This is a genomic window from Rhodoferax sp. U2-2l (genome assembly GCF_020594515.1).
In the GTDB taxonomy this organism is placed as follows: domain Bacteria; phylum Pseudomonadota; class Gammaproteobacteria; order Burkholderiales; family Burkholderiaceae_C; genus Rhodoferax.
This window is the reverse complement of sequence record NZ_JAJCTH010000002.1, coordinates 216,022-230,894: the sequence shown is the minus strand read 5'-3', so window position 1 is coordinate 230,894 and position 14,873 is coordinate 216,022. Positions and strand designations below refer to the sequence as shown.

Here is a 14,873-nt window from a genome sequence, read left to right as displayed (position 1 = left end):
AAAGTCCTCGTTTGGTTAAAAGCGTCTTGGATGTGGCGACCCGAAGCCGGGGACAGGCCAGCGACCGCAACCGCCCCATGACCGGCCTCCACGCTCACGTCAACAAGCGCTTGCCGGTCAGCCGCTCATGCTCGCGCAGCGCAAAACGGTCGGTCATGCCGGCAATGTAATCCGCCACCACCCGCGCGGCAACGCCTGGGGCATCACCCTCGTGCCCAGCCAGCGCGCCACCAGCCTGCAGGATGCGATGCTGGTAGCGCTGCGGCATCTCGTTGTGGCAACGGATGTAGGCGGCAAACAGCTCCTGCACCACCACCTGCGCCTGCCCGGTGGTGTGCGCCACCTGCGGGTGCCGGTACAGTTGCTGCAGCAAAAACGCTTTCAAGGTGCGGGATTGTTCGCGCATCACCGGCCCGAACTGCACCAGTGGCGCCATGCCGCGCACGGCCTGCACGTTTTCGGGCCGAGCCGCTTCCAGCGCCGCCCGGGTCGCGCTAATCACGTCGTACACCTGACTGCTTAACATGCGCCGGATCGACTCGTACAACAGCCTGCGGCCCTGGTGGGCGTCGGCCAATTGGGGAAACTCCGCCAGCGTCTGCAGACGGTACTGATCAATCAGCGCCACCTCCTGCAACTGCTCCAGGGTCAGCAACCCGGAGCGCACGCCGTCATCAATGTCATGCGCGTTGTAGGCAATTTCATCGGCCAGATTGCACAACTGGGCTTCCAGACTGGGTTGCTGACGGTCCAGAAAACGCCGCCCCACACCACCGGGTTCGTCACTCTCCAAGGCCTCGGCCTGGCGACGCGGACAATGCTTCAAGATGCCTTCCCGGGTCTCAAACGTGAGGTTCAGACCATCAAATTCGGGGTAACGCTCCTCCAGATGGTCCACCACGCGCAGGCTTTGCAGGTTGTGCTCGAAGCCCCCAAAGTTGGCCATGCAGTCGTTGAGCGCGTCCTGCCCGGCATGGCCAAACGGCGTGTGCCCCACGTCGTGCGCCAGCGCAATGGCTTCGACCAGGTCCTCATTGAGCCCGAGCGTTCGCGCCACCGAGCGTCCCAACTGCGCCACCTCCAGCGAATGTGTCAGACGGGTGCGAAACAGGTCACCCTCATGGTTCAAAAACACCTGGGTTTTGTACACCAGCCGCCTGAAAGCCGTGCTGTGCACGATGCGGTCGCGGTCACGCTGGTACTCGGTGCGGGTCGGCGCGGGCGCTTGCGCAAACCGCCGTCCACGCGACTTGGCCGGATCACACGCATAAGGAGCCAACGGCATGTTCATGGATGACATCGACCTTCAGCCGGCCTGACCAAAAACCTGGCGCTTGCTTTCACGTGACAGGCAGGGGCTGCTTGGCGGTCAGGACAGTTGACCTGACATTCATTGGCTGTCACGTCAGTTCGCGCAACAGGCATCAATCACCTGCCGCACCACCGCATCGGGTGCGCTGCGCACCACCGCCGAGCCGGGCTTGTCGATCAGCACAAACTTGATCTCGCCCGCCTCCGCCTTCTTGTCCACCCGCATCAATTCAAGGTAACGCCCGGCGTTGTCGTCACCCGACAGCACCGGCGCCTTGACCGGCAACCCTGCCTTGGCGATCAAGGTGGTGAGCCGGTGTACAAAAAAAGCATCCACCAGCCCCAGGCGCGCCGACAACTGCGCCGCCATCACCATGCCGCAGCCCACGGCTTCGCCATGCAGCCAGACGCCATACCCCAGCCCCGCCTCAATGGCGTGGCCAAAGGTGTGGCCAAAGTTCAAAATGGCGCGCAAGCCGGACTCCCGCTCGTCCTGCCCCACCACCCAGGCCTTGATCTCGCAACTGCGTTTGACGATATGCCCCAGCGCAGCCGGCTCACGCGCCAGGATGGCATCCAGATTGGCCTCGATCCAGGCCAAAAAGTCCATATCGGCTATCGGCCCGTATTTGATGACCTCGGCCAGCCCAGCACTGAGTTCGCGCGGCGGCAGTGACTGCAACGTGTCCAAATCACACACCACCTTGAGCGGCTGGTAAAACGCGCCGATCATGTTTTTGCCCAGCGGGTGGTTGATGGCGGTCTTGCCGCCCACTGATGAGTCCACCTGCGCCAGCAAGGTGGTGGGCACCTGCACAAATGGCACGCCGCGCATGTAGCTGGCTGCCGCAAACCCAGTCATGTCACCCACCACACCGCCGCCCAAGGCAAACAGGGTGGTTTTGCGGTCACACCCATGGCGCAGCAACGCGTCAAAAATCAGGTTCAGGCTCTCCCAGGTTTTGAACTCTTCCCCGTCGGGCAGCACCACCGTGTGCACCTGGCTGTATTGCGGCGCGAGGGCCTTTTGCAGCCGTTCGGCATACAGCGGCCCCACGGTGGTGTTGGTGACAATCAGCGCCGCGCCTGCCTTGGGCAACTGGGCGTAGCTCAAGGGGTTGTCAAACAGCGAGCCGCGGATCGCGATGGGGTAGCTGCGGTCGGCCAGGTCAATGGTGACGGTTTGGAGGTCTGAGGCTTTCATGCCGCAGAGTTTAGAGGCTTTCACGACGCCGCTGCCGCGCCGTCCATATCAAGCTGCATCAGGATCATGTTGACCAGACTGGCCACCGAGGGCCTCCCAGTATCCACCTGAAAGTGGGCGGTTTCCCGATACAGCGGGTCGCGCTGGGTGTGCAGATCACGCAGGCGTCCCAATGGGTCAGCCACCTGCAGCAGCGGCCGATTTTTATCGTGCCGCAAGCGGCGAAACAGATCGTCCGGAGAAGAGTTCAGGTACACCACCCTGGTGCGGCCGTGCAGATGGGCCCGGTTCTCTGGCCTGAGCACCGCGCCACCACCCGTGGACAGCACGCCCTCCTTCGATTGGGTCAGCTCATCAATGACGCTGGTTTCAATGTCACGAAAGCGCTGCTCCCCTTCCCGCTCAAAAAACTCACGGATCGAGCAGCCCAACTGCTGCTCGATGACCGTGTCCGAGTCGAGAAAAGGCACCCGCAGGCGCCGGGAGAGTTGGCGGCCGACCGTGGTTTTACCGGAGCCAGGCAGGCCGATGAGACTGATGGTCAATTTGGAACAGCGTCTTCAAGTCGGGCGCCACGGCTTAACGCGCCAATTTATCCTGCAAGACCCTGGGGGTGATGAAGACCAACATTTCTCGCTTTTCAGAAGAGCGGGCTGTGCGTTTGAACAGATTACCGACGGCTGGCAAGTCACCAAGGAATGGCACCTTGTCGACCGTATCTATGGTGTCTTCGGTAAAAATACCTCCCACAACCACCGTTCCGCCGTTTTCTACCAACACCTGCGTCTTGATGTGTTTGGTGTCAATCGCATAACCCGCATCGGTATTGATGCCACGGGTGTCCTTGTTGACATCCAGATCAAGAATGATCCCGCCTTCTGGTGTGATCTGCGGCGTCACCTCCAGTTTCAGACTCGCTTTGCGGAAGGCGATCGAGGTGGCACCGCTGGAAGAAGCCACTTGGTAGGGAAACTCGGTGCCTTGTTCAATCAGGGCTTTGATCTGGTCTGCCGTGATCACACGCGGGCTTGAAATCACCTTGCCTTTGCCATCTGCTTCGAGCGCTGAAATTTCAAGGTTCAGGAACCGCGTGGCAGTGGAATTAAAAATAGAAAACGCAACGGCAGCCCCACCCGCCACTGGAAAATTCACGAAATTACCAGGAATGGTACCGGCAGTGCCTGCGGCGTAAGACGAACCTATCGTCATGCCACCGCCTGGGTTGTTCACGGCCGCACTCCCATTAGCGATATTTCCCCCCAGCCTAACCCCCAAAGACTTGCCAAACGTGTCGGAGGCTTCAACGATCCGCGCCTCGATCATGACCTGGCGCACCGGAATGTCGATCTTCGCGATCAGGGCCTGGATCTCTTCCAGCTTGACCGGAATATCGGTCACGAACAACTGGTTGGTGCGTGTCTCGAAAATCACGCTACCACGCGGCGACAGGATGCGGGTGGACTGTGCCGTGGCACCGCCAGCACTGCTCTGTGACTGGCCGTTAAGCCCCTTGGCCACTTCTTCCGCCTTGGTGTAATTCAACTGGTACGACTGTGTGCGCAATGGCTCCAAGCTCTGCAGCGCAGCTGCAGACTCCATGTCCAGCTTTTCCTTGGCATTGATTTCGTCTTTCGGCGCAATCCACAACACATTGCCAGTCTTGCGCATGCCCAGGCCTTTGGCCTGCAGGATGATGTCCAGCGCCTGGTCCCAAGGCACATCCTGCAACCTGAGCGTGACCGCGCCGGTGACAGAGTCCGAGGTGATCACGTTGAAGTTGGTGAAGTCTGCAATCACCTGCAACAGTGAACGAACCTCGATGTTCTGGAAATTGAGCGACAGTTTCTGCCCGCTGTAACCCGGGCCTTGGGTCAATTTGGTGGGGTCGACCTTGATGGGTTTGACCTCCACCACAAATTGCGAATTGCTCTGGTAGGCACTGTGCACCCACTGGCCTTGTGGCTCGATCACCATCCGAACCCGGTCACCACTCTGGGAGGTGGTGATGGTTTTGACGGGTGTACCAAAATCAGCCACATCCAGGCGCCGACGCAGACCTTCCGGCAAGGTGGTCTTCATGAAGTCAACCACCAGCGTCTGCCCTTGCTGGCGGATGTCCACACCGACCTGGTCGTTGGGCAGCGCCACAATGATCCGACCCGAGGCTTCGTCGCCACGGCGGAAGTCCACATCGCGCAGCGGCATCGCATCACGGTTCAAATTCTCGGCAAACACTTTGGGAGCTTCAGTCGGCATGTCATTGGCCACCGGGTCCAAGGAAACATACAACGACTTGCCGTCCATCTGCGTCTTGTAGGCCGTGTATTGCTTCAGATTCAGAACCACACGCGTGCGATCACCCGCCTGAACCACGCTGACCGACCTCAGGTTGCCCTGGTTGATGTCCACAGTGGAGCGCCCCATGGCGCTGACCACGCCGGCAAAATCGAGCGCAATACGCGCTGGCGACTGGATGGAAAAGCCGGTAGGCAGCGCAGGCAGCACCTCGCTCAAATCAATCCTGACGATCTCGGAGCCGCCTTGCAACGAGCCAGTGACAGCCTGAATCGCCGGTTGCGCCTGTGCGGTTGCGGCGGCAAATATCAAACCTGCAAGCAGCCAAACCCGACGGCCAAGCGTACCTAAAAAACCATTGTGTTGGGTTGTCATTTTGACCTCTCCTGCAACTGCAATGACGCAGTGCGTTCTATCCACTCACCGGCTGCGTCCTGGACAATTTCGCGCAGGGTTATTTCCGTCTCAACGATCTTGGTTATGCGGCCATAGTTTTGTCCCAAATGATCTCCCAGACGCACCTGATACAACAATTTGCCCACGGTCACCAAAGCGACCGGTTGCCCCGCCCGGACCAGACTGCCCACCAGCGCCATCGTATCGAGCGGGAATTCCTCCAGTGGCTCCTTGCGGCGGGCCAATTCAGGCTCCAGAAGCGCGGCATTGGATGATGCTTGTGCTGCGTCATTCTTCAGTGCCAGCGTCAGCTTCTTGATGCTGAACGGCTCAAATTCGGTCACTTCAGTGTAATTTTCAGGCTTGAATTGTTTGGGCTCTGACAGGGGCGTGACCTTGGGAAAGGTCTGACTCTTTTGCTGAGCCATCCAGTCACGCAGCTCACTCTCGGACTCAGAGGTGCAGCCGACCAACAAGGTCAGCGGCAGCAAGGCGACGACCATCCAGCGAGCACACCTCATTTGTTGGCCCCTTTTGGCGCCGCTTGGCGCTGCGCGCTGATTTCCTGCGCATCCAGATAGCGGAACGTCTTGGCCACCGCATCCATGCCCAGCGCACCGTCTTTGCCCGGAAGGATGGACAGGTTGTTGAGCGTCACGATCCGGGACAAATTGGAGATATCGGCCGCAAACGCACCCATGTCGTGGTAACGCCCGGTCACGCGCACCGCGATCGGCAACTCTGCGTAATACTCCCGGACCACGACCTGGCCCGGCCTGAACAGGTCAAACTGCAAGCTTCGACCAATGCCGGCCTGGTTGATGTCGGACAACAAGGCGTCCATCTCGGCCTTGCTGGGGAGTTGTTTCTCAAGCTGCGTCACATACTGCTGCACCTGCTCGCGTTGTTTTTTCAGGGCCTCCAGGTTCACCGCTTTGGCCAGCTTGACCTTGTATTCGTCACGCAGCTTGATCTCTTGCTCCTGCTCGACGACCAGTTCATCTTTGACGTCAGTGAGCCACACAAACCACAACAACACGACCACGGCCACCGCAATCCCGGCAAACAAGGTGTAGCGTGGCAACTGCGGCCAATTGGAGGGGTCTTTGCTGTCCAGATTGCGAAACTGGGCCGAAGCCTCATCAAACCAGGACTTGACGTCGACAGAAACAGTAGGAGACTTTGCCATAGTTCGCGCCGTTACTTTGCCGCAGGCGACGTGCTGGCCACCACGGCGTTGGCAGCCGAAGCGCTGGCGGCTGCCGCGGGTGGATTGCCGCCCACCTCACCAGCCCGCAGCAGTTTGACATTGATCTTGAAATTGGCCACACGGCGCTGATCGCGGGGTGTCACATTCACGGAGCCGGCCACAATTTCAACCAATTCAGGCCGCGTGAGCCACATGGATTGGGTACTGAGGTTGCGCAGCAGCTCGGATACACGTTCGTTGGATTGCGCAACACCCTGCAACGCCACGCTCTGGCCGTCTTGACGCATGCTGTTGATGTAAACACCTTCAGGTAACTGTCGCACCAATTCAGTGAGCAAGTGAACGGGCATGTTGCGGTCGGCCTGCAAGTCTTCCACCGCTTGCTGGCGCGCCCGCAACGCGGCAATCTCTGACTCCAAACCCGCGATTTCCTTGATCTGATTGTCAAAGTTGGTAATTTCTGCCCTCAGAATCTGGTTTTTGTCCTGTTGACTCGACATCTCGTTCAGGTACCACAGATAAATCAGGCCCGCCATCACAACGCCGATCAGGGCCGACAGCCCCAAACCCACATTGAACATGTCCTTGCGGCGCTTGCGAGCGGCTTCCCGATGGGGAAGTAGATTGATCAGTATCACTGCAGAAATCTCCGCAAAGCCAGGCCGCAGGAGGTCAGGTAGGACGGCGCCTCCCGCTCCATTTTGTTGAGCCGGATATGGGGCGACATCTCCATGCCTTCAAATGGGTTGACGATGCTGCACGCAAAACCCGTCTGCTGGGTCACAGCTTCGGTGAGACCGGGCAGCGCGGCCGACCCGCCAGCCAGCATCACCATGTCCACCTTGTTGTGGGTGGTGCTGGTAAAAAAGAACTGCAGCGCCCGCCCAACCTCTTGCACCAGACTCTCAATGAACGGTTGCAGCACCACGCTGCGGTAGTCATCCGGCAACTCGCCGGTTCGCTTTTTGGTTTCCGCCTCTTCCTGCGAAAAACCATATTGGCGGATGATCATCTGGGTGAGTTGCGCACCACCAAACGCCTGGTCGCGGTCATACAACAACTCGTCGTTGCGGATGACTTGCATGCTGGTGGTCATGGCACCCACCTCAAAGAGTGCCACGATGCTGCCCACGCCTTTGCCGGGCAAGTGGGCAATCAGCCGACTGGTGGCCAGGCGGGAGGCGTAAGACTCCACATCGACGATCACGGGATTGAGGCCCGCAGCCTCGGCCAGGCCCTGGATGTCTTGCACTTTCTCGCGCCTTGATGCGGCGATCAATACCTCGACATCGCCGGATGCGTTGGCGCTGGGGCCGACAATGCAAAAGTCGAGGCTCACCTCGTCCAGCGGGAAAGGGATGTACTGGTTGGCCTCTGTCTCGACCTGGAGCTCCAACTCCTGGTCAGACAGACCACCTGGAAGAATGATTTTTTTGGTGATAACCGCTGAGGGTGGCAGCGCCATCGCCACGTTTTTGGTTTTGGTGCCACTTTTTTTGATCAGCCGACGCACCGCGTCAGCCACTTCGTCGAACTTCTCGATGTTGCCGTCGGTAATCCAGCCACGCTCCAGCGGCACGATGGCACAGTTTTCCAAAACCAATCGTCCTGCAGAGTCTTGACCCAGCTCGACCAGCTTGACGCTTGACGAACTGACATCCAGGCCCAGCATGGCGGCAGGTTGACGACTGAATAACGAGCCCAGAGAAAGCAACATGGCGCCCTAATTGGTATGAATAAAATCGCGCTTGTCTTGAGAATTCACTTCAATGCTATCAGTAAGAACATTGTTCATCAAAGATATTTCAACTTTTTTCTGTCTTCACACGTTGCCAAAATGTCGACGATTCGTCCTGCTGTAGACTCAAATGGCTACAGGGTGGGCGGGAAGATCGCCCTTACGTCTCCCGAAATTTTCCCTTTGCTTTACTGGGTTTGCGCCGAATCCCGCCTTTTAAATGTCTGATAAAACCCCGCTCGAATCCTCCGGGACGCCTCAACCGGCTGGCCGGTTGCCGCGCCCTCGCCTGCACTGGGCCATCAAATTCCCGTTGGTTCTGCTGGGCTTGCTGCTGGCCGGAATCACGGCGGTGGTGATGGTGGTTGCCATCGCCATGGCCATGGCCTACCCCAATTTGCCTGATGTTTCGGCACTCTCAGACTACCGTCCCAAATTGCCCTTGCGGGTCTTTTCAGCCGAAGGGGTTCTGATTGGTGAGTTTGGTGAAGAACGGCGCCAGTTGACGCCCATCGGTGACATCCCCCAGGTCATGAAGGATGCGGTGCTGGCCATTGAAGATGCCCGGTTTTACCAGCACAGCGGCGTGGATTACATCGGCGTGGCACGGGCGGCCCTGGCCAACTTGGGCCAGATCAAGAGCCAGGGCGCATCGACCATCACCATGCAGGTCGCCCGCAATGTGTATCTGTCCTCTGAAAAAACCTACACCCGCAAGATCTATGAGATGTTGCTGACCTTCAAGATGGAACATTTGCTCAGCAAAGACCAGATTCTTGAAATTTACATGAACCAGATTTTCCTGGGTAACCGGGCTTACGGCTTTGCCGCCGCCGCTGAGGCCTACTTCGGCAAGCCGTTGCAAAACGTGACCGTGGCAGAGGCGGCCATGCTGGCCGGGTTGCCCAAGGCACCGTCGGCCTACAACCCAATCCACAACCCCAAGCGGGCCAAATCACGCCAGCTCTACATCATTGACCGCATGTTGCAGAACGGATTCATCACACCGCAACAGGCCCAAACCGCCAAACTAGAAGAAGTCAGAATCAAACAGGGGGCGGACACGGTGCCAGTGCACGCCGAGTTCTTCACCGAGATGGTGCGCCAACTGATCTACGCGCAATATGGCGACTCGACCTACACACGGGGCCTGAACGTCTACACCACATTGCGCGCCTCCGACCAAATGGCGGCCTACCAGGCGTTGCGCCGGGGCATCATGGCCTACGAACGTCGCCAGGTCTACCGCGGCCCCGAGAAGTTCATCGACTTGCCCAATGAGTCGGCGGCTCTGGAGGATGCGATCGACGATGTGCTGCTGGAACACCCCGACAACGGGGACGTGTTGTCCGCGGTGGTGCTGGATGCCAATCCCAAGATGATCAAGGCGCTGCGCCAAAACGGCGATGTCCTCGAGATCACCGGCGAGGGCCTCACACCGGCCCGGTCGGGCCTGTCAGACAAGGCGCCGGCCAACATCAAAATCCGCCGCGGCGCCGTGATCCGCGTTGTCCAGACGCCCAAACTCACGTGGGAGATCACCCAGCTGCCAGAAGTCGAAGGTGCCTTTGTCGCGATCGATCCCCGCACGGGTGCCATCCGGGCGCTGGTGGGCGGCTTTGACTTTGAGAAAAACAAGTTCAACCACGTCACCCAGGCCTGGCGGCAACCGGGCTCCAGTTTCAAGCCTTTCATTTACTCGGCGGCGCTTGAAAACGGCGTGACGCCAGCCACCATCGTCAACGATGGCCCGCTTTTTTTCAGCGCCGGCGTGACCGGTGGCCAACCCTGGGAACCGAAAAACTACGACGGCAAGTTTGAGGGCCCGATGACGCTACGGCGGGGTTTGGCCAAGTCCAAAAACATGGTCTCCATCCGTGTGCTGCAGGTGGTGGGCGCCCAAAACGCGCAGCAATGGGTCACGCGCTTTGGTTTTGAGGCGGTCAAGCACCCGGCCTATCTGACGATGGCCTTGGGTGCGGGTTCAGTCACCCCCATGCAGATGGCCACCGGTTACTCGGTGTTTGCCAACGGCGGTTACCACATCAACCCCTGGGCGGTGTCAAAAATCACCGATCAAAAAGGCAGGGTGCTGACGCAAATGACCGCCCCCGTGCTGGATGAATCCTTGCGCGCCATTGACGCGCGCAACGCTTTTGTCATGGACAGCCTGCTGCAGGAGGTCACCCGGTCGGGCACTGCAGCCTCGGCACAAGGCAAGCTCAAGCGCCCGGACCTTTATGGCAAAACCGGCACCACCAATGATTCGATGGATGCCTGGTTTGCCGGTTTTCAGCCCACCTTGGCAGCCGTCACATGGATCGGCTACGACACACCCCGCAAGCTCGGCAGCCGCGAGACCGGTGGCGGACTAAGCCTGCCGGTGTGGATCGAGTTCATGTCCAGCGCGCTCAAGGACGTTCCGGTGACTGAGATCCCGGTGCCGGAGGGCGTCGTCAACATGGATGGCGAGTGGTTCTACAACGAATACACTCGTGCAACGGGCATCGCCACCTTGGGTGTCGACAGCAACAGCGCGTCACCCGACTCGCCGCAGGTTATCCCGATGCCTGTGGCGGACGAGAAAAAGCAAATCCTCGACTTGTTCAAAAACTAGTCGGCAGCAAACACCAGCGGGCTGCCGGATTGCTCGCTGGCAAAACGCGTCAACGAAGCAAAAAACTCGCCCTGGCCTTTGGTATCCAGCCATTGCTTGCCATCAAATTGATAGTGAAATCCGCCGCACTTGGCGGCCAGCCAGATTTCCTGCAGCGGCTTTTGCAGGTTGATGACAATCTGGCTGTGGTTGGCAAACACCAGCGTCACCATGCCCCCGGTACGCTGGTTGTCGATGTCCACGCTGGTGTCATCATTGATGCGGTCACAGCTGGTTTCCACAGCCTTGAGCACACGCTCCGCATGGTCCAAAAATTCAGTGTCGGTCATTACAATTTCACCATCATGTTGTTCAAAAAAAACCGGGCACGCCCTTTGGCCCTTGCCGCTGTGGCGGTCACCCTGGCGGCCTGCGGCCAGACCGGGCCACTCTATCTTCCCACACCCCCGGCGGGTGTGCACCGGGCGACGCTGCCCGAATCGTTGATGCCCGGGTCACTGAGGACAACAGCGCCTGGCGCCCAAGCCACGCCAGCGCCAGCCCAGGCAGCCAGTCAGCCCCCGGCCGCGCGCTGACACAGACCCGGGCCACGTTGAGTCACGTTGCACAGGGACGAAAAAAAGGCCCCAATCGGGGCCGATCTTGATGGGGGCTGGTTCTGATCAGCGCCCCAACCACACTCACTTCAGGCTGGCAACGTATTCAGCGACGGCCTTGATTTCGCGGTCGTTGAGTTTGACCGCCACGCCGGTCATCTGGAGATTGTTGTTGCGCTCACCGCTACGGAACGTGGTCAACTGGGTCACCACATAGTTGACTTGCTGGCCAATCAGACGCGGGTACTGGGCAGGGATACCGGCACCGGTCGGGCCATGGCAACCAGCGCAGGCGGGAATATTGCGCTCCATCACGCCACCGAGGTAAATGCGTTTGCCCTGGGCGATCAGGTCCTGATCAGCGGCTGTGCCTGGGGCGGATTTTTTGGTCGTCACCCAGTAAGCAATATTGCGCATATCTTCGTCGCCCAACATCGACGAGAATCCCAGCATGATGGCGTTTTGGCGCTTGCCGCTCTTGAATTCCTGCAATTGCTTGACCAGGTACTCCGGGTGTTGTTGGGCCAGTTTGGGGTAATCAGGAATCAGCGAATTGCCGTCTGGTCCATGGCATGCAGCACACACTGCTGCAAAACTTGCTTCGCCTTTGGCCAGGTCGGGTTTGGCCGCAGCAGCGTCTGCCGCAAAGCTGGCGACAGACGAAACAGTCAGCGACACAGCGATCCAAATGGTGGAGATAAGCTTCATGGTGTTTCCGGTCAAGTCAAAAGATAAAAATCCATGTGATTCTACAATGGGGCGATTCCACCAAACTGACCGCATGACCACTCCATCCAGCCCAGCCCACGTTGCGCAGGGCAGCCTCCCGCCCCCTCTTCGTCCCCCCATCACGTCGCAAGAAGCCTTGGGCTGGTTGCACACCGCCAAGTTCCTCACCACCGCGCCCCAGCTGCACTTTTTGCCGCCCCTGAGCGTGCCTGAAATCGCTTTTGTGGGCCGCTCCAACGCCGGCAAATCCACCTGCATCAACACCCTGACGCAGCAAAAGCAGCTGGCGTTTGCCTCCAAGAAACCCGGGCGCACCCAACACATCAACCTGTTTTCGCTGGGCAAACAAGGCGTGACGGATGCGGTACTGGCCGATTTGCCCGGCTACGGCTACGCGGCGGTGCCCAAACAGGACAAGATCCGCTGGCAGCAGGTGATGGCCAATTACCTGGTGACGCGCGAAAACCTCAAGGCTATCGTGCTCATGTGCGACCCGCGCCACGGCCTGACCGAACTCGATGAAATTTTGCTGGACGTGGTGCGGCCTCGGGTAGCAGAGGGGCTGAAGTTTCTGGTGGTGCTGACCAAGGCCGACAAGTTGACCCGCTCCGAGCAGACCAAGGCCCTGTCGATCATGAAACTGCAGGCCGGTGGCGGCGAAGTGCGGCTGTTCTCGGCCACAAAACGCCAGGGCATTGAGGACGTGGCCACGTTGTTGTGGCAATGGGCCCATCCTGACACGGCCAGCGGCCCGGCCACGACGTCGCCCCTGGCGCCGCCAGCATCACCTGCCTGATATCAGACACCATCGCCCTCAAGCGCGATGGGATCGAGGGCGCCGGGCTCACCGGCTACATGGACCGGTAAACGTCGGCCTCGCCCGACGGGCGATCCTTGAAACGTTTGTGCACCCAGTAGTATTGGTCCGGCATGCTGTCGATATAGGTCTGCAAGGTGGCATTCATGCGCGCGGTGTCTGCCAGCAGGTCATCTGTTGGAAAGTCTGACCAGGCAGGCATCACCTCGACCGCGTAACCTTGCGGCGTCAGCCGGGTGACCACCGACACCACCTTGGCACGCCCGAGCCGGGCAAATCGCGACAGGCTGGGCACGGTGGCGGTGCTCACACCGTAAAAGGGTACAAACACCGACTCTTGAACACCGAAGTTCATGTCGGGCAACAGGTACAACGGGTCACCCGCGCGCAGCGCCGCCACGATGGTTTTGACACCGTCGGCGCGGCCGAACAGCCGCCCGGAGCCAAAACGCTGGCGCCCCGCCAGGATCCAGGCATCCATCACCTTGTTCGCCTGGTCGGTGTAGATGGTGGTGAAGTGGCGCGGCAACTGCTGGGTCAGGGCCGTCCAGCCCGCATCCAGACCGACAAAATGCGGCGCAAAAATCACCACCGGGTCGGGCCCCTCCAACTCATGCACGGCGCCGCACAAGGCCAGACGCTGACGCACGACCTCGGGTGCGCCATGCCACAACCAACCCCGATCCAGCCAGGCCTGGGCGAAATGGACAAACACGCGGCGGGTGCGCCAGCGAATGTCAGCCTCGGACAACTGGGGGAAACACAATCGCAGATTGGTGCGCACCACCCGCCTGCGCGGCACCACCACCACATACAACAACCAGCCCAGCACAGCGCCGAACGCACGTACCCAACCTAGCGGCAAATAGGCCATGGCGCGCATCAACAGCAGGCTAAAACGACTCAGCACGGCGGTAGCTCCATGGGGATCACGTCAAACGGTGGCATGGTCAGTGTGCGCGGCATCGCGCGGATTTTTGTAACGGGCATAACCCCACAAATACTGGCCGGGGCACTGCAGGATCAGGTCTTGCATGGCCTGGTTCACGGCGGCGGCGGCAGCTGTCACGTCCGCAGGCAACGCCGCCGCCATCGGCTGCACATGCACCCGGTAACCCCGCCCCCCGCCCAGACGCTCGCCCCAGGCCAGCAGCACCGCCGCACCGGTCTGCTGCACCAGCCGCACCGACAGCGTCATGGTGTAGGCGTCACGGCCAAAAAAAGGCGCCATCACCCCCATGCCCAGCGGTGGCACCTGATCGGGCAACAGACCCACCGATTCACCACGCTTGAGCGCCTTGATCATCTGTTTGACCCCTGACAAGGTGGTGGGCGCCGTGAGCAGCCCGGAGCGTTGGCGCGCCGCCCCCACAAGCTTGCGCAGCCAGGCTTGCCGCGGCGGTCTGAACAACACGGTGATCGGCTGGGCGTCCTGGCCAAATCGTTGCGCATAAGCCTGTGCGCAAATTTCAAAGCAGCCCAGATGCGGCGTCAAAAAAACAATGCCACGGCGCTGCGCCAGCGCCTGCGCCACATGTTCGGCCCCGGTCCATTGCACGGGCACCGCCCGACCCAGCCACAGCCGAGGCAGCTCAGTGACCAGTTGGCCACTCTGCCCCACAGCCCCGAGCCAGGCCTGGGCTGGCAGCCCGGCCTGATGGGCATTGGCCAGAAACCGGCGCCGGTACACGCCAGACGCCAGCCACACCACCCAGCCCAGAACCCAGCCCAGCCCATGCAGCAGGCCCAGCGGCAACGCGGACAGAAACTTGAAAAAAACGGGCATGGCGTGGGATAAACTATCGACGTCGCTGAGTTACGGAACTACTTGCAGGGCGACACACACAAGCAGCCACCCCACTCGGGTCGCCATTGTGCCTTGTCAAAACATTGACAAATCTGCTAAAGCGTTCGCCGGAAGCTCCCAAAGCCAAAAGCAACGCGAAAGGGTTGTTAACTT

Annotated in this window: 15 protein-coding genes; 3 read left to right on the top strand and 12 right to left on the bottom strand. The window is 59.8% G+C overall.

All coding sequences use genetic code 11. The features are described from left to right. Positions 1–94: 94 nt before the first annotated feature. From LHU53_RS02665 to LHU53_RS02630, 8 genes are all read right to left on the bottom strand, one after another. Positions 95–1,285, bottom strand: a complete 1,191-nt coding sequence (locus LHU53_RS02665) for a deoxyguanosinetriphosphate triphosphohydrolase (RefSeq protein WP_227330645.1) — start codon at positions 1,283–1,285, stop codon at positions 95–97. A 120-nt stretch (positions 1,286–1,405) separates the two neighbouring features. Continuing rightward, positions 1,406–2,515: a 3-dehydroquinate synthase gene (aroB, locus tag LHU53_RS02660; RefSeq protein WP_227330531.1), complete on the bottom strand. Its 1,110-nt coding sequence runs from the start codon at positions 2,513–2,515 to the stop codon at positions 1,406–1,408. Positions 2,516–2,535: 20 nt separating this feature from the next. Further along, positions 2,536–3,060: a shikimate kinase gene (locus LHU53_RS02655; RefSeq protein WP_227330530.1), complete on the bottom strand. Its 525-nt coding sequence runs from the start codon at positions 3,058–3,060 to the stop codon at positions 2,536–2,538. A gap of 34 nt (positions 3,061–3,094) precedes the next feature. Then, complete coding sequence (pilQ, locus tag LHU53_RS02650) at positions 3,095–5,185, bottom strand: type IV pilus secretin PilQ (protein WP_227330529.1); 2,091 nt, start codon at positions 5,183–5,185, stop codon at positions 3,095–3,097. Then, positions 5,182–5,709, bottom strand: coding sequence for a pilus assembly protein PilP (locus tag LHU53_RS02645; RefSeq protein ID WP_227330528.1), 528 nt, complete (start codon positions 5,707–5,709; stop codon positions 5,182–5,184). Before LHU53_RS02645 ends, pilQ begins: the two co-directional genes overlap by 4 nt. Positions 5,710–5,723: 14 nt before the next feature. Next, positions 5,724–6,395, bottom strand: a complete 672-nt coding sequence (locus LHU53_RS02640) for a type 4a pilus biogenesis protein PilO (protein WP_227330527.1) — start codon at positions 6,393–6,395, stop codon at positions 5,724–5,726. Positions 6,396–6,406: 11 nt separating this feature from the next. Continuing rightward, positions 6,407–7,054 carry a PilN domain-containing protein gene (locus tag LHU53_RS02635; protein ID WP_227330526.1) on the bottom strand — a complete coding sequence of 216 codons (648 nt, stop codon included), beginning with the start codon at positions 7,052–7,054 and terminating at the stop codon, positions 6,407–6,409. Beyond that, positions 7,051–8,130, bottom strand: coding sequence for a pilus assembly protein PilM (locus tag LHU53_RS02630; protein ID WP_227330644.1), 1,080 nt, complete (start codon positions 8,128–8,130; stop codon positions 7,051–7,053). Before LHU53_RS02630 ends, LHU53_RS02635 begins: the two co-directional genes overlap by 4 nt. Before the next feature lie 244 nt (positions 8,131–8,374). Between LHU53_RS02630 and LHU53_RS02625 the strand changes: the two genes are divergently transcribed. Then, positions 8,375–10,771: a penicillin-binding protein 1A gene (locus tag LHU53_RS02625; protein WP_370632204.1), complete on the top strand. Its 2,397-nt coding sequence runs from the start codon at positions 8,375–8,377 to the stop codon at positions 10,769–10,771. Here LHU53_RS02625 and cyaY read toward each other — a convergent pair. Next, positions 10,768–11,100, bottom strand: coding sequence for an iron donor protein CyaY (gene cyaY, locus LHU53_RS02620; RefSeq protein ID WP_227330525.1), 333 nt, complete (start codon positions 11,098–11,100; stop codon positions 10,768–10,770). The two genes, LHU53_RS02625 and cyaY, sit on opposite strands and share 4 nt — an antisense overlap. 15 nt (positions 11,101–11,115) lie before the next feature. Here cyaY and LHU53_RS02615 point away from each other — a divergent pair, with 15 nt between their 5' ends. Beyond that, positions 11,116–11,346 (top strand): lipoprotein, encoded by a 231-nt coding sequence (locus tag LHU53_RS02615; protein WP_227330524.1) that lies wholly within the window; start codon positions 11,116–11,118, stop codon positions 11,344–11,346. A 105-nt stretch (positions 11,347–11,451) separates the two neighbouring features. Here the strand turns inward: LHU53_RS02615 and LHU53_RS02610 are convergent, their stop codons facing one another. Continuing rightward, complete coding sequence (locus tag LHU53_RS02610; protein ID WP_227330523.1) at positions 11,452–12,075, bottom strand: c-type cytochrome; 624 nt, start codon at positions 12,073–12,075, stop codon at positions 11,452–11,454. Positions 12,076–12,148: 73 nt separating this feature from the next. Here LHU53_RS02610 and yihA point away from each other — a divergent pair, with 73 nt between their 5' ends. Further along, on the top strand, positions 12,149–12,892 hold the full coding sequence (gene yihA, locus LHU53_RS02605) for a ribosome biogenesis GTP-binding protein YihA/YsxC (RefSeq protein ID WP_227330522.1): 744 nt from the start codon (positions 12,149–12,151) through the stop codon (positions 12,890–12,892). A gap of 55 nt (positions 12,893–12,947) precedes the next feature. Here yihA and LHU53_RS02600 read toward each other — a convergent pair whose 3' ends face one another. Then, positions 12,948–13,823, bottom strand: a complete 876-nt coding sequence (locus tag LHU53_RS02600) for a lipid A biosynthesis acyltransferase (protein WP_370632203.1) — start codon at positions 13,821–13,823, stop codon at positions 12,948–12,950. A gap of 24 nt (positions 13,824–13,847) precedes the next feature. Then, positions 13,848–14,699: a lysophospholipid acyltransferase family protein gene (locus LHU53_RS02595; protein WP_227330521.1), complete on the bottom strand. Its 852-nt coding sequence runs from the start codon at positions 14,697–14,699 to the stop codon at positions 13,848–13,850. Between the last annotated feature and the right edge of the window lie 174 nt (positions 14,700–14,873).

Bases quoted from the DNA above. Each gene is read 5' to 3' on its own strand.
- LHU53_RS02665 (WP_227330645.1), bottom strand. From the start codon at position 1,285: ATGCCGTTGGCTCCTTATGCGTGTGATCCGGCCAAGTCGCGTGGACGG.
- aroB (WP_227330531.1), bottom strand. From the start codon at position 2,515: ATGAAAGCCTCAGACCTCCAAACCGTCACCATTGACCTGGCCGACCGC.
- pilQ (WP_227330529.1), bottom strand. From the start codon at position 5,185: ATGACAACCCAACACAATGGTTTTTTAGGTACGCTTGGCCGTCGGGTT.
- LHU53_RS02645 (WP_227330528.1), bottom strand. From the start codon at position 5,709: ATGGTCGTCGCCTTGCTGCCGCTGACCTTGTTGGTCGGCTGCACCTCT.
- LHU53_RS02640 (WP_227330527.1), bottom strand. From the start codon at position 6,395: ATGGCAAAGTCTCCTACTGTTTCTGTCGACGTCAAGTCCTGGTTTGAT.
- LHU53_RS02625 (WP_370632204.1), top strand. From the start codon at position 8,375: ATGTCTGATAAAACCCCGCTCGAATCCTCCGGGACGCCTCAACCGGCT.
- cyaY (WP_227330525.1), bottom strand. From the start codon at position 11,100: ATGACCGACACTGAATTTTTGGACCATGCGGAGCGTGTGCTCAAGGCT.
- LHU53_RS02615 (WP_227330524.1), top strand. From the start codon at position 11,116: ATGTTGTTCAAAAAAAACCGGGCACGCCCTTTGGCCCTTGCCGCTGTG.
- LHU53_RS02610 (WP_227330523.1), bottom strand. From the start codon at position 12,075: ATGAAGCTTATCTCCACCATTTGGATCGCTGTGTCGCTGACTGTTTCG.
- yihA (WP_227330522.1), top strand. From the start codon at position 12,149: ATGACCACTCCATCCAGCCCAGCCCACGTTGCGCAGGGCAGCCTCCCG.
- LHU53_RS02595 (WP_227330521.1), bottom strand. From the start codon at position 14,699: ATGCCCGTTTTTTTCAAGTTTCTGTCCGCGTTGCCGCTGGGCCTGCTG.